The following is a 13,300-nucleotide window of genomic DNA, read 5'->3' as shown; positions in this document are numbered from 1 at the left end:
AAGTCCCCTATTCAAAAATTATTCTGAATGACTTTACCTCATACTTAACCAAAAAAATTTTAAGTGTAAAAAAGACCGCTCTTAAGAGAAACCGTCGTTTTTCAGAAGACCGTAAGCTAACATCTACGTTGCACTTATGGACGTCAAATCGTTTAGGTTTGATTATAAGCTCTGGTCTTAAAATGATGGCATCTTCTTCATCAATTGTATTATGGCCTCTTAATGAGTCAGTCCAATAATATCTTACTTGTCCACTACGATTTTTATATAGATTTTGCAGCGGTGTTGTTGCCCAGCCATTCGATATCTCTGTGTCATATGCATCTGGTCTGTACTTAATGACCAAGTCGCTCCCAAGAGCATTTAATAACAGATTTGTAAGTCGGTTTCCGCCACTTATTTCAACATTAAGTTTGTAATCAGCTTGGCAGTCCATCGGATTTGTAGTGGCTTTCAACTTTTCTTTTGTCAGTGGACGATTGTTTTTACTCAAAAAGCCTACTTCAATCGATAAGGGCTTAAATAACACATGAAAAAATAATAGTTCTAAACAGATTATCAATAGCCCTGACACTGCAAGCGTTATTGCCGATACTATACCCAATACAGCCTTAGGATCAGAAAACCCATGAGCATTCAATAACTGAGTCAATGAATCATTCGCCAATGAAAAAACGAGCCAAATGGCTAATACGTCCGAGAATGTTTTTATAATAATTGCAGTTATTCTGTCCCTCAATGTAACACCTCAGGACCTTTTACCAGATAATCAATCAATAAACTATTCTTTATATATGGCTCCATCGTTTCAAGTGAACTACTAAAGGATATCGTACCATTGTAATGAACATTTATACGCTCGCCAGTTTCAGTGAAACACTCAATTCTAGATATTTTATAACCATCTGCATCAAGGGCTTGAAGACATTCAATTACCGAGTTAAAATCATCTGCCGAAATTGCCTTGCGTAATTCGAGATACATTTCATTGTTAGTCTGAACAAGATCTTCCTCTTCGGTAAATTTGATGTCACCAATATGAATCCCAAACCGACTTTTAGACTTAATAAGTTGTATGAACTTATAATTAGACATTATGTGTTGCTGTACCTTGTAACGGCGGAGCAAGTTATAATGTGAATTCATAAACTCTCTATAATTCTCCGGTTTAACCTGAATACCGAATACTTCGGGATTACTTCCCTTAATGAATTCCACATTAAGTTCTGGCATTACCCTCTCAGTATAGAAAAGCTTAAAAATTTGCATTATAACCCTCCTTTCGTTTTTGTCAACATTTTACCATAATGGGGGTGCCAAACGCAAGAAAATGTAAATGGGAAGAGGATGGAGTATTAATTCATCCCCTCCCCATTTTTTTACCCCTTGACGATCTCCAGCAACTTCTCATAATTGTTGACAACATCGTACTTCAGCTGTCCTGTATTCAGCTTAGCAAAGTGTTTCCGGGCACATTCAATCTTCGCCTTCTCCACTTCACGGAGTTCCATGGATTCCATGGAGCCTTTCGTCTCCGCGATGAAGTAAATGTGCTTCACATCGCCTTCCTTGAAAACAATCGCCCAGTCCGGATTGTAATTGCCCATTGGCGTCGGGATGAAAAATCCCCGCGGCAGCTTGGCGTACACCCGGACTTCATTGCTGACATCAAGCTCTTTAGCAAAAGCACGCTCGATCTTAGAATCCGTAACTACATAGTCATAAACGTGCTTCTCAACCGGAATCGCATTTTCCCCCAGTTTCCCGGATAATGTGTTTTTCGTAAATACGTCCGCTTCGAATTTATCATTGAGAACATCATAAGTGATGGATTCAATAATCGTCGTCGCTTTCTGCTCGTTGATCAGCTTGGCGGCACGAAGCATGAATTCCTCCGGGTTTTTGCGGAATTGCAGGAATGTGGCTTCTTTGATTCCCGTTAAAATGGCCACGATCGTTTTTCTCGTCAGCCGCGTTTCGTCCATCAGCTTTCCGACCAGATCATATTTCACCCGAAATTCCGGTTTCACTTCCACAAGCTCTGTTTTGGTTTCTCGCGTCTGAAAGGCTTCCCCCGACTTTAGCTGTTGCTGGGACTCAATTCGATTCATTTCGCCATGCCTGATCGCATATCGGATCGCAGGCACTTGTAAATGACTGTCCAAAGCCCATATACACTTCTTCACAAGTTCCTCGGAGTCGAATTTGACAGTATAAACGGACTTCCGATTAATTTGGTTCCAGAGCTCTTGAAATTCCTTTTTATAAAAATTGTTATTGACCGTAACGGAAGCAATATTGCGACTCCGTTCATTATCTGCCAGATTCGATTTGCCCTCTACATAAATCGACTTCACCAATTCGACCAACGGTTCCTGAAAGTCCGTCAATTCCTCAGGAAGTGTGAGACTCTGGTTTTCTACAGCGTTAAAATAAACATCCGTCAAATTGTACTGATCATCCACATAATCATTTTTAATGAACGTGTACAGTAACTTGCTTGCTAAGGTATCTTCTAATTTCAATTGCTCGCCGCGTGCATTCTTCAACACCTTATCCAGGAAGAAGTCGCGATCTGCTTTGCGTGGACGATCGGACAGCGTTTCGGCGATTTCATTTTGCAGCTGTTTCGCAAATTGCTCGTACGACTCACTGGCAATGACGGTCAACACATTAATCTCATGAATGTCGATACCCGGTACGCTTGAATCCATACGTTCCCCGTTCTGATTGACACAAAGCCGCAGTCCACGCCCAACTTCCTGACGTTTCTTGATGGTGGAATCGCTATGTTTCAGCGTGCAAATCTGGAACACATTCGGATTATCCCAACCTTCCTTAAGAGCAGAGTGGGAGAAGATAAACCGGGTTGGTTCCGCAAAACTTAGCAATCGTTCTTTATCCCGCATAATCAGGTCATACGCATCTGCATCATCGGAGTCGGTCTCTCTAGCCGATACCTTCGGATCGACATAACGGTTGCTTTTCTTATCGATCGAGAAATAACCCTTATGCGTTTCTTTCACCTGTATCCGATTCAAATACTGAATGTATGGATCATCGGCAAACAGCGACAATTGCTCATTGAGCAAGGTCGTGTATTCTTCCTCAAACATATCTGCATAGATGCCATTTAATTCCGAACCATCTTTGTCATATTGCCGGTATTTCGCCACTTCATCGATGAAAAAGAGCGATAATACTTTAATCCCTTGATGAAACAACGCACGTTCTTTTTCAAAATGGGACTTGATCGTTTCCCGAATCTGAATACGGCGGAAATGCAGTTCTCCTACATCCCCCTGTACGTCACCAGCGTATAAAGTTACGCCGTTTATAAAGCTAATGCTGTTATTTTGTCCATTAATTTCGGACACTTTATATCCCTTGTACTGCTCAAGCTCACCGGATAATTGGTATATATCATCATTTTGTCTGATTTTATGCGTCTTTCTGGCAAGACCCGTTTTTGTCTTCACTTCGAATTCCAGCCGGGCAACCGGAGCCTGCTTCGTGCTCACATCGATGCCTTCCAGATACAGATAGCTGTCCGTGCCGCTTGTTCCTTTGGCCGAAATCCCCTTCACGCTGATCTTTTTCACCAGCTTTTTGTTGTATGCATCCAAAGCGTCGAGCCGGTACACTTTGTTGTAATCTTCACGATGCGTCGCCGAATAACGTAGCGTAAAAAGCGGATTGAAAGCCTTCAGCGATTCTTTCGTTTTCTTACCTTCGACGGATTGTGGCTCGTCGATGATCAGAATCGGATGTGTGCTCGCCAGTACGTCAATCGGTTTGCGGCTGTTGAAGTCATCCAATTCCATATAAATCCGTCTTGCATCTTTCCCTCTCGCATTAAAGGCTTGCGAGTTGATGATCATAACATTGATCCCGGCGTCGCTGGCAAATTTCTCGATATGGTGCAATTGCTTTGAGTTATACACAAAGTATCGTGCCTTCGTCCCGTATTCGGACATAAAGTGATCTTCCGTGATCTGGAACGTCTTGAGCACACCTTCACGAATAGCGATAGAAGGAACAACGACAATAAATTTGCTCCATCCGTACTTTTGGTACAGTTCGAACATTGTACGGATGTACGTATAGGTTTTGCCTGTCCCGGTTTCCATTTCGATCGTCAGATTATATTTGTTCTCAAGCTTCTCGGATATTTTCAGACCGTTCTTCCGTTGCACCGTTTGAATGTTTTTCAAGATTTCCTGATCAATCAATTGAATGGCATTGTTCTTGAAACCGATATTCGCTTGTTCGGCATTCGCGACATCATCCATGACCATTTGTTCAGGCTTTTGTCTTCTGCCTCGGTCAAGAGTAAATCGGGACAACTCATTCGGTTGCCCCTCGAAGCAATCCACGATACTTTTTACGGCGTCCAACTGAAACTGCTGATGTTTGAATTTGATCTTCAATTTGAGCTCACCACCTTACAGCACTTGAATTTCTGTGCCCGGAGAGAGCATCTTGAACAATTCTTCTACATTGATGCGTGCGGAATCATCTTCAAAGGAACTATCGCGGAATACAACCCGAAGCGGTTTTTCCGCTGCAATTTGTTTAATAACAGATTCCGGCACGTTGTCTTCAAAACATGCGATTAATGAGTTTCCAGCGACGTAATGAACGATCTTCCCTTCAAGCTGCTTCGTTTCCATAGGCAACGAAAGCTCAAGGCCGAGTTCCAGCATGACCTGGATTAGCAAATCTTCCCCGGTACGATCTTCTTTGATATTGGATGCAAGATCGAACATGTCACCCTGTTTTAGCTTGTCCGGTGTGTAGTAAACGTCCTTCATGTTCGATGAATCCACGCGGAATACCCGGAAGCCGTAATCGATGTCTGCTCCAGTTTCTTCTTTAATTTTTTTTGCAGCACGGCGAATGCGTTCTTTGCCAAGCTCGCATATATTGTCAAATTTACTATTTGTTTTATTTATCTCAGGCAATTGAACCAATATATATTTTCTACTCCCACCATCCTTCGCATTCAGATTCATTACAGCATGAGCAGAGGTTGCCGATCCCGAAAAAAAGTCTAGGTAAATACCATCCCTGTCATCCAAATTGTTTATTGAGAAACTAAAGAAATACTCTATTAATTTCGATGGCTTTGGAAACCCAAACGGATCGATTCCATCAAATAATTCCTTTATCTCCTTGGTCCCCTCTTGGTTAAAAGGCCCATTAAGGATGGAAACAGGCTTTCCTTTTCTTACATTCCCATTCTCATCTTTTAAATATTGTTTCATACGGACGCTATATTTTCCATTCGAATAATTAATTACGATTTCATCATTTTCATAAGCTTTATAAAGCCTCTCTTTTGACCAGATCCATTGCTTTTCAGGCCATATTTCTATACCATTGTGAAGCAATGGATAAACTAGATTCGGTCTATCATCTTTACTGTTAGTTGCTAAAGGTTGAGTGATGTATCCACCTCTAGTTTCATACTTAGAATCCTTATTTTTTTCATACTCTTTAATTGACTCTTCATCTAATGGAGCTTCTATATTTACAAGCGGATTTTTTGAGTAACATAATATATACTCATGGACATTTGCAAACCCTTTGGTCAACGCACCCGATCCATACTTGTTTTTCCATACGATTTTCTCTATGAAATTATCCGCCCCGAATATATCGTCACATATCTTTTTTAAATTATCTACTTCATTGTCATCAATACTAATAAAGATTACACCATCATCACGTAACAAATTTCTTGCTATTTTTAACCTGGAATATATCATTGTCATCCAATCACTATGGAATCGGCCATTAGAATTTGGATTCGGCACTAATCTTATTCCGTTTTCATCAATCTGACCCGACTCTTCTAGATATTCTTCAGTAGGCTCTTTGAAGTCATCCTTATAAATAAAGTCATTCCCAGTATTATATGGTGGATCAATATAGATCATTTTTACCTTATTCAAATACGACTCTTGAAGAAGTTTCAACACTTCAAGGTTGTCACCTTCTATATACAAATTCTGTGTGTTGTCCCAATCAACGCTATCTTCCTTAACCGGACGCAATGTTTTGTCAATAGGTGTGTTCGCATTAAGGATCGCTTGTTTTTTTCCAGGCCAAGTAAGCTGATATCGTTCTTTTTCACCCTCGACAAGAACATCGGAAAGTTCCTGCTTCAACAAATCAAAATCGACCGCACGCTTGATTTTTCCTTTTTCATCTCTGGCTTCGGTAATCACGTTGGGGAACAACTCTGCAATCTTGTCGATATTGACTTGAGTCAAATCGACTGACTTCATCGTCAATTTTTTCATAAGTACGCCTCCGATTACTCATCGAGTAGTTGTTTCAGTTCTTTTCGTTTCCGTTGTAGTTCCATGTTCAATTCAACCTTCTTGTTGAATTGTTTTTCAGCCCGCAGTTTGGACTCTAGCCGTTGGCATTCTTGCGTAAGCTTATCAATATGGGCTTGTCGCTCCAAAACCGCTGAAAGTTCAATTTCCGGCTTCATCTTAATGGGAAGCAGTTGACGGATGATGTTCTCGTAAACAGCCTTCAGATCAAGTCCTTGAAAGATGTTCAGCTCGATACTCTTCACCGGCTGCCAGTCCGTCTCATGGTAGGAACGAATGACAGACCGATTGTCGTCGGTCTGATTTCGCTCTTTATATGCGATGGCGAGCTTGGCCTGACCATCATATATCAAAACATGCAGAATGGGATAAGGGATCGCCTTATCTATACTCCGCAGCAAGTCAAGGGAGTATGTTTGCTCCTTCAAATGAATCTCGAATATCTGAAATTCTTCAATATCTTCTTTCGGTTCAAGTCGAATCGTGTCTTTGGAGAGCTTGTGCTTCCAGATGATCGATTCGACTTGTTCAGTAAACAGTTCTTTGAGGTGATGATTTGCTTGCAACTTCTCATAAAATTTGCTTTTCGGAATTTTACGGTTTACAAGCGTGCTTGAAGGCAATTGAAACATCATGCATGCACCTGCCTGATGACGACAAAGGTGAGGAGTTCAAAGTCCTCAAGCCCCTTAATCGAGTCAATCAATGCTGTCGTACCTCCCGAAGAGAACAAGCTATCCAGATCGTTTTCTTCTTTCACCTGAACAATCGAGCGAATCGTTTCTTCCAACAACATGGAATACATGTCCATCTTTTTGCCGTCTTTCGTCGCTTGGTTGAAGCTGCGGCAAGCCTCCATCATTGGTTCGGATTGCCCTCTGCATAGAGCTCGCAGGATATCCAATGTCTTTTTGACATCCATATGATTGGTGACGACTTCACCATCTTCGCTCATGTAGACGAGATAGAAGGGATGTAGCCGGTTCTGCTTGTCGGGATTCAGTTCCTCATTGACGTTGCGAAGAACAAAGATGACGCCGGGCTTTGCTCCCTTCTCTTCGTCAGCAGCCACAACCGCATGCAGTCCGCTCGGAACGGTATCAAGTTCTCCGTTCTCCTTGACATAGTTCACCAAATCCATGCGGAAATCGTTAAGCCCCAAATCGGTGATGGAGACACCTGTGTTCATATCGTCGAGATCGACGACTTCCTTCTGTAATCGCTGAAGCTGTTGTTTCCGATACTCCAGATCGCTGGATTGATTGAACAGAACGTTATCATCGCCGGTTGCTGTCATGTCCATGATGACCATGCGATTCTCGACCCGTTCTTTTAACTGAATGTATTCATCCAGCGTCATGTTGGGCCAGAAATTCACCAATTGAATTTCTTTGTTCTGCGAACCGATCCTGTCTATTCGGCCAAATCGTTGAATAATCCTCACTGGGTTCCAGTGAATATCATAATTGATCAGATAGTCACAATCTTGCAAGTTTTGACCCTCAGAAATACAATCGGAAGCAATGAGCAGGTCAATCTCGCCTTTGACATCGGGCATGGTCAAATGCTTTTCCTTGGATCGAGGCGAGAAGCAAGTGAGCAATGTGCTGATAACATTCCGCAAACCTGCGGTGTTTTTGTTCTCATCGCTGCCGACAATTTTTGCCGTATCGATATTGTACTTCGCCTTCATGTACGCAGATAAATGTGTGTACAAGTACGCCGCGGTATCCGTGAACGCACTGAAAATGATGACTTTGCGGTTGCCGGGATTGATCGGATGATTGATTTTATGATCAATAACCTGCTTTAATGTGTTTAGCTTCGCATCGTGTTCAGGCGTTACTTTCTGCATTTCGGTCAGCAAGGCGGAAAGAATGTTGCGGTCATTCGTCAAATCTTCTTTCCAACGAAGAACATCCATATCGGACAAATTGATCTTGATCGTATCCCCGATGCTGAAATCATCGTCCAGCCAATCGTCATCGTCAAGATTGGCATCCTCAATATCGGTATAGCCTACAGCGTCGGATTTCCCGCTTCTCTCAAACGCTTCGATTTGCTGAAGCGTCTGATCGAGTTTGGAGACAATCTTGGAAAGGGTCAATCGGAACGACTCCACCGAACTTTCCAGGCGTTTCAGCAGGTTAATACGCATCAAGAGCTGCAAGCTTCCTTCACGATCCATCTGCCTGAAGTTCCCGCTCCCGCCCCTTACGCTGGTGTCATACAACTCTTCATAGAAACGCAATCGGCTCGGCTGAATGTATTTGAATGGTGCATAGATGCCGAGATTGATTCTGGACAACTCTATAAAAATATCATTATACCCGATCACATCGGTCCTGTCGGTCAAATCGCAAAACTTGGAGAGAGGCGGTAGCCTCCTTGGGAACTCGCCGATCTCCTCTGCTTTGTAATACTTCTGGATATGCTTGCGTGATCGGGCGATCGTCAAGCTGTCCAGCAGCTCAAAAAAGTCGAAGTCGAGCATACCAAGAAGCGTCTCCGTTGTCCGCTCAGCAACATCCATCTTAGACCACTGGTTAAACGCGGACTGGGCTCGTTTGAAGATGTCGTTGATCCCCCGCTCCGTCCCCAACTTGCTGTTGATTTCCTCTGGATTTCCTTCATAAGCCAAGGCAAGCTGGTTGCGAAGATCCATGAACTTGTTGTTCACCGGAGTAGCGGAGAGCATGAGCACTTTCGTTTTCACGCCGCTTTTCAGCACTTTCCGCATCAGCTTCTGATACCGCGTCTCTTTATCTTTCTTGGCTTCGTTGTTACGGAAGTTATGTGACTCATCAATGACGAGCAGATCGTAATTGCCCCAATTCAATCGGTCAAGCGGGATATCGTTTGATTTGCCTCTTTCCCGCGATATGTCCGTATGGTAGAGTACATCATAGCGGAAACGGTCGGCATACAGGATGTTGTTGGTCACGTTCTGTTTATATGTAAGCCAGTTGTCGCCGAGCTTCTTGGGACATAGCAACAACACGGATTTGTTGCGAAGTTCATAGTATTTAATGATACCAAGAGCCGTAAATGTTTTTCCCAGACCGACGCTGTCTGCCAGGATGCATCCATTGTATTTTTCCAGTTTATTAATCGCACCAAGAACCGCGTCTTTCTGGAAGTGATAGAGACGTTTCCAGATTTCCGTCTCTTTGAATCCAGTTGCTTCGTTGGGCAATATGTCTTCTGTGATGTCCGATAGGAACTCGTTGAAAATATTGTACAAAATGACATAGTAGATGAACTCCGGAGAGTTCTCTTTATACACCGATGAAATATGCTCCACAACTTGGTTCGTGACATCTTCAAGCTTGCTTTTGTCATTCCATACCTGATCGAACAGATCGAAATACATATTGGTAAATGGAGCTTCCGTGAACTTGTTCACCATCTTGGAGAGTGCATTGCCCTTTTCATAACCAAGATCAACGGTCGTAAAGCCATCGATCGGCATATAGGTGATCGGCTCGTTTGCAGTCTGCACATTCAGCATGCCTTGCATTGAACCTGAAGTACGGTTCGATTTGAACGTGACTTTCTTGCGAATCCAGTCGCTGCATTCTTTTGCAATTGCTTTGAGCGTCAATTCGTTTTTGAGCCGGATTTCAAATTCGGTGCCATACAAGCTTTTTTCCCGGTTCCGTTTCGGGATGTAAAATTCCCGCTTCTCCTTTTTTATGCTATCCGCAATAAAAGTGGGGGAGGTGAAAATGAACCGGACTTCTTCCACCTGATTCAGTTCTTTCATTAAGGCTTCATATGCATAAATGGAAAAGCACGATGCAGCAATCGATACTTTGCTGCCTTTGCGAACCTCAAGTTTCAAATTTTCGCCGAGAAGATTGTCGATATTATTAATGATTTCCATAGTTCACCTCTTGTTCCGTCCGAAACCACGCAACTTTTCCTATTCGACATCCCCCGCTGAAATTCCTTGTTTGAAGTAGTTCTGATTTCCTATTTGAGGAAATATATTGTTCGATGATGACTTTTGTAACGTGAATTGGGTGGTAAACTTGAAAAAATGGATGTTTCGGCCTCAGCACCGCCTTACTCAGGGCAAGAATCCCAATGAAACAAGCCAAAAGTCCACAAAATCAATCGATGAATGGTTACTGTCGGCTAATCAATATTCTATATATCGTTAATCTTGATGAATTGTAACGTAACACAGAAAAAGCCGAACCATCAAGTTCAGCCCGTAATGTAAAACCCAGCCATATTTATCGTATATCTAACCCCGTTTGCTCTCTTTTGCTCCAGCATTTTTTAACAAGTCAGCTATCTCTGTCAGTCCAGATTCCTTGGCGAATTGTAGCAAATATTTATTGTTGACGATAGTTCGATTCGGATCGGCACCATAGTCCAGCAATATTTTGACCATTTTGGTTGAAGCTTTTTCCACTGCTTTCCATATCGCCGATTCAGTACTTACATTTGGATCGGCACCCGAATCCAGGAGAAACTTGGCCATTTCAATATCATCATTTTCTACAGCGTAATTCAAAGCCGTTTTTCCTGCTCTCATGTAGTTGGGATTGGCTCCGTGTTTCAATAGAAGCTCCATGATTTTCATATTTTTGTTTCCGGCAGCCACTAATATGGCATTGGATTGAGTAGGGTCGGCTCCGTCGGCCAATAAATTAGCGACATCATTGCTATTGTTTTGGAATGCCGCTTGGGTCAATTCATCTGCACTGTCGAATTTATCCTTATACGATACTTCTGCCGGCACCAAGTTTTCCCATGGTTTGGTTGAAGTCTCGCCGCTCGTTACAATTGGCCGTAAAGGCGGCTTGGATGGCTCAATTTTATCCGCAATGTAAAACATGCCTGCTGTCAGTCCGACCGTCATCAGCAGACTGCATACTGCAACCGAAATAATGAATCGGACCCTTTTCCTTGGTACTTCTTGACGTTGACGCATGCTCTGCGGTTGATCATTCCCGGATATATTACCCCGGTTTACAGGTTTTCCGCATTGAGCACAGAAGTTTTCATCTTCAAGATACTTGTGTCCGCAATTCGTGCAAAACACGTTTTCATCTCCTCGGCTGTTTAATCAAACGGGACAACTTAAAGGAATTGGTTCCAAAACAGATATGTCATCACGGACACCGCTACGAGAAATCCTGCGGCCAACATAGCCAGCCTTCCGGCCAACTGCTTATTCTTTGGTCGGTGCGTGTCTCGAATCATCTGCACTTGATCATAGAGGAATTCGATGTGCGATGCTGTCCGGGTATGTAAGCCTTTAGCCTTGTCCAACTCGCCCAAGATTTCATCCATGACGGTAACGTTTTGGGCGTGGTAGATGGCCAACGTCAGGACAAGCTTGATCGTCGTCTGCTGGGCCTGCGTCAAGTCTCTCATGAGAGCGATCATTTCCTTATTCGTGGAACCGGTTATAGAGCCAATGACACGCCCGATCACTCCCTGATTTTCGAGCTGATCCAGTCGGTGCTCAATGGATGAAAGCTGAGAAAGGGATTGTTGTACAATAGCCTTTACCTGATTTTGATCGACAAGCCGGGGATTTTCTCTAATCGCTTCGTCTACTTGCCGTTTACTCGGAAGATTTGGTGTATTTACGTCTTTTTGTGTCATACGTTATTCCCCCCGCATTCGATCTCGCAACATATCCAGTCGGGATAAAATACTGTCTGCGTTTCTACCGTAATCAATCCGCATACCGTTTTTGGTATCCCGCTCCAGTTTGGTGTAGATATTGTCGGCCTGTACGCGGTCGGCAATCATGTCATCCACCGTTGAAACGGCCCTCGCCAAAGTCTGCCCGTTTATCTCCGTAAGTTGTGCTATGTAAACCGTGCCTCTGTTTAACAGCTTCACGTTAGCATGCACGGCCTTGGTCGTCTCCAGAACGCCGCCAAACATGCCATCGCCATATGCTTCATCCAGCAACCGGCGAAGCGTTGTGCCGACCACGAAACCGACGCCAACGCCGATGATGCCGCCTGGAATGAACAGTGATAAGCCAGCCAGTGCCCCTCCGGTGATTGCTCCTTTCAAACCGTTATTTGCGATTTTCATTTTCATCTGGTCAAAGGTGATCTTTCCGGACTTGTATTGCAGATATGTTATGAGACCTGATACGGTGACTGAGACGACTGCTCCAATGGCCGCTCCGTTCAACATTTCCCCTGCCACGGAAACTGGTGTCATGCCAATTGCAAGTTGCCCATGCAGGATCTTGTTGCTTAATTCATGTGCGGAATCCATATTGTCTTGAAGCGTACCCATTGCCTTTGTCGGATTCGGGATACCCATTTCACGGGCACGATCTATCAATTCCTGCGGCCCGACAAGCACGGTTGTAGGCTTGTAGTGATCGTTGTTCAGAAAATCCTTTAGCGTCTCGTTGATGCTGTCTGCGGAACGGAGCGTCTTGACTTGATATTCCCTTACAATATCTCCGGTGAAACGGTTAATCTCAATAGCATCAATGCCGGGATTATTGCTGACAATCCTGCCGTCCGCATTACGCGGGAAATCGATTTTCGTGAAGAGATTGCGGAGATTGCCCTGCATTTCGCGGATGAAATCCACTTCTCCCGCCGCGTCACCCTGAATGCGGCTCAGTGCATTGGCGGCGGCGTTGTTGCTTCCCTGCAACTGCTCCGTCAACCATTCCTTCAAGCCTTCATCCGTCTTGAAAGCATCGACATTCGGAAATTTCTGCTGAAGCGTCTGTGCGATGGCAACTTCTCGAACGAATGCATCAGTCCCTTCAAATACCCCCGGAATACCATTACTGATTACCTCGTAAGTCGGTACGGTTGTAGCTAAATTAACGAAGTTGGCGACATCTTTTTCGGAAAGGGTATGATGAAGATGCCGGACGCCAACTTGGCTCATTATTTCGTGGTCAGCTCGGCACTTCTTGCAATAATAGCTGTTACCCAAGTAGTTCCCTC

At 43.6% G+C, this 13,300-nt stretch carries 9 protein-coding genes; all 9 read right to left on the bottom strand.

Going from position 1 to position 13,300, the window contains the following annotated elements:
* Nucleotides 1-7 precede the first annotated feature (7 nt).
* Nucleotides 8-652, bottom strand: coding sequence for a hypothetical protein (locus JW799_RS09860; protein ID WP_204519450.1), 645 nt, complete (start codon nucleotides 650-652; stop codon nucleotides 8-10).
* Between the two features lie 83 nt (nucleotides 653-735).
* Nucleotides 736-1,269 (bottom strand): hypothetical protein, encoded by a 534-nt coding sequence (locus tag JW799_RS09855; RefSeq protein WP_204519451.1) that lies wholly within the window; start codon nucleotides 1,267-1,269, stop codon nucleotides 736-738.
* 110 nt (nucleotides 1,270-1,379) lie between these two features.
* Nucleotides 1,380-4,430, bottom strand: coding sequence for a type III restriction-modification system endonuclease (locus JW799_RS09850; protein WP_205429580.1), 3,051 nt, complete (start codon nucleotides 4,428-4,430; stop codon nucleotides 1,380-1,382).
* A gap of 15 nt (nucleotides 4,431-4,445) precedes the next feature.
* Nucleotides 4,446-6,308 (bottom strand): site-specific DNA-methyltransferase, encoded by a 1,863-nt coding sequence (locus JW799_RS09845; protein WP_205429578.1) that lies wholly within the window; start codon nucleotides 6,306-6,308, stop codon nucleotides 4,446-4,448.
* A 14-nt stretch (nucleotides 6,309-6,322) separates the two neighbouring features.
* Nucleotides 6,323-6,982 carry a DUF4391 domain-containing protein gene (locus JW799_RS09840; protein ID WP_240353217.1) on the bottom strand — a complete coding sequence of 220 codons (660 nt, stop codon included), beginning with the start codon at nucleotides 6,980-6,982 and terminating at the stop codon, nucleotides 6,323-6,325.
* The gene (locus tag JW799_RS09835) at nucleotides 6,979-10,233 is read right to left on the bottom strand and encodes a helicase-related protein (protein WP_205429575.1); all 3,255 of its coding nucleotides are present in this window, start codon (nucleotides 10,231-10,233) and stop codon (nucleotides 6,979-6,981) included. Before JW799_RS09835 ends, JW799_RS09840 begins: the two co-directional genes overlap by 4 nt.
* Before the next feature lie 366 nt (nucleotides 10,234-10,599).
* On the bottom strand, nucleotides 10,600-11,403 hold the full coding sequence (locus tag JW799_RS09830) for an ankyrin repeat domain-containing protein (protein WP_205429572.1): 804 nt from the start codon (nucleotides 11,401-11,403) through the stop codon (nucleotides 10,600-10,602).
* A 38-nt stretch (nucleotides 11,404-11,441) separates the two neighbouring features.
* A complete protein-coding gene (locus tag JW799_RS09825; protein WP_205429570.1) occupies nucleotides 11,442-11,972 on the bottom strand; it encodes a hypothetical protein in 531 nt (176 codons plus the stop codon).
* 3 nt (nucleotides 11,973-11,975) lie between these two features.
* The gene (locus tag JW799_RS09820) at nucleotides 11,976-13,289 is read right to left on the bottom strand and encodes a hypothetical protein (RefSeq protein WP_205429568.1); all 1,314 of its coding nucleotides are present in this window, start codon (nucleotides 13,287-13,289) and stop codon (nucleotides 11,976-11,978) included.
* Between the last annotated feature and the right edge of the window lie 11 nt (nucleotides 13,290-13,300).

It is taken from the genome of Cohnella algarum (genome assembly GCF_016937515.1).
Lineage (GTDB): Bacteria > Bacillota > Bacilli > Paenibacillales > Paenibacillaceae > Cohnella > Cohnella algarum.
This window is presented reverse-complemented; position numbering and strand designations above follow the sequence as displayed.

Excerpts from the sequence above, each read along its gene's own strand:
- JW799_RS09855 (WP_204519451.1), bottom strand. The coding sequence starts at position 1,269 with ATGCAAATTTTTAAGCTTTTCTATACTGAGAGGGTAATGCCAGAACTT.
- JW799_RS09840 (WP_240353217.1), bottom strand. The coding sequence starts at position 6,982 with ATGATGTTTCAATTGCCTTCAAGCACGCTTGTAAACCGTAAAATTCCG.
- JW799_RS09825 (WP_205429570.1), bottom strand. The coding sequence starts at position 11,972 with ATGACACAAAAAGACGTAAATACACCAAATCTTCCGAGTAAACGGCAA.
- JW799_RS09835 (WP_205429575.1), bottom strand. The coding sequence starts at position 10,233 with ATGGAAATCATTAATAATATCGACAATCTTCTCGGCGAAAATTTGAAA.
- JW799_RS09845 (WP_205429578.1), bottom strand. The coding sequence starts at position 6,308 with ATGAAAAAATTGACGATGAAGTCAGTCGATTTGACTCAAGTCAATATC.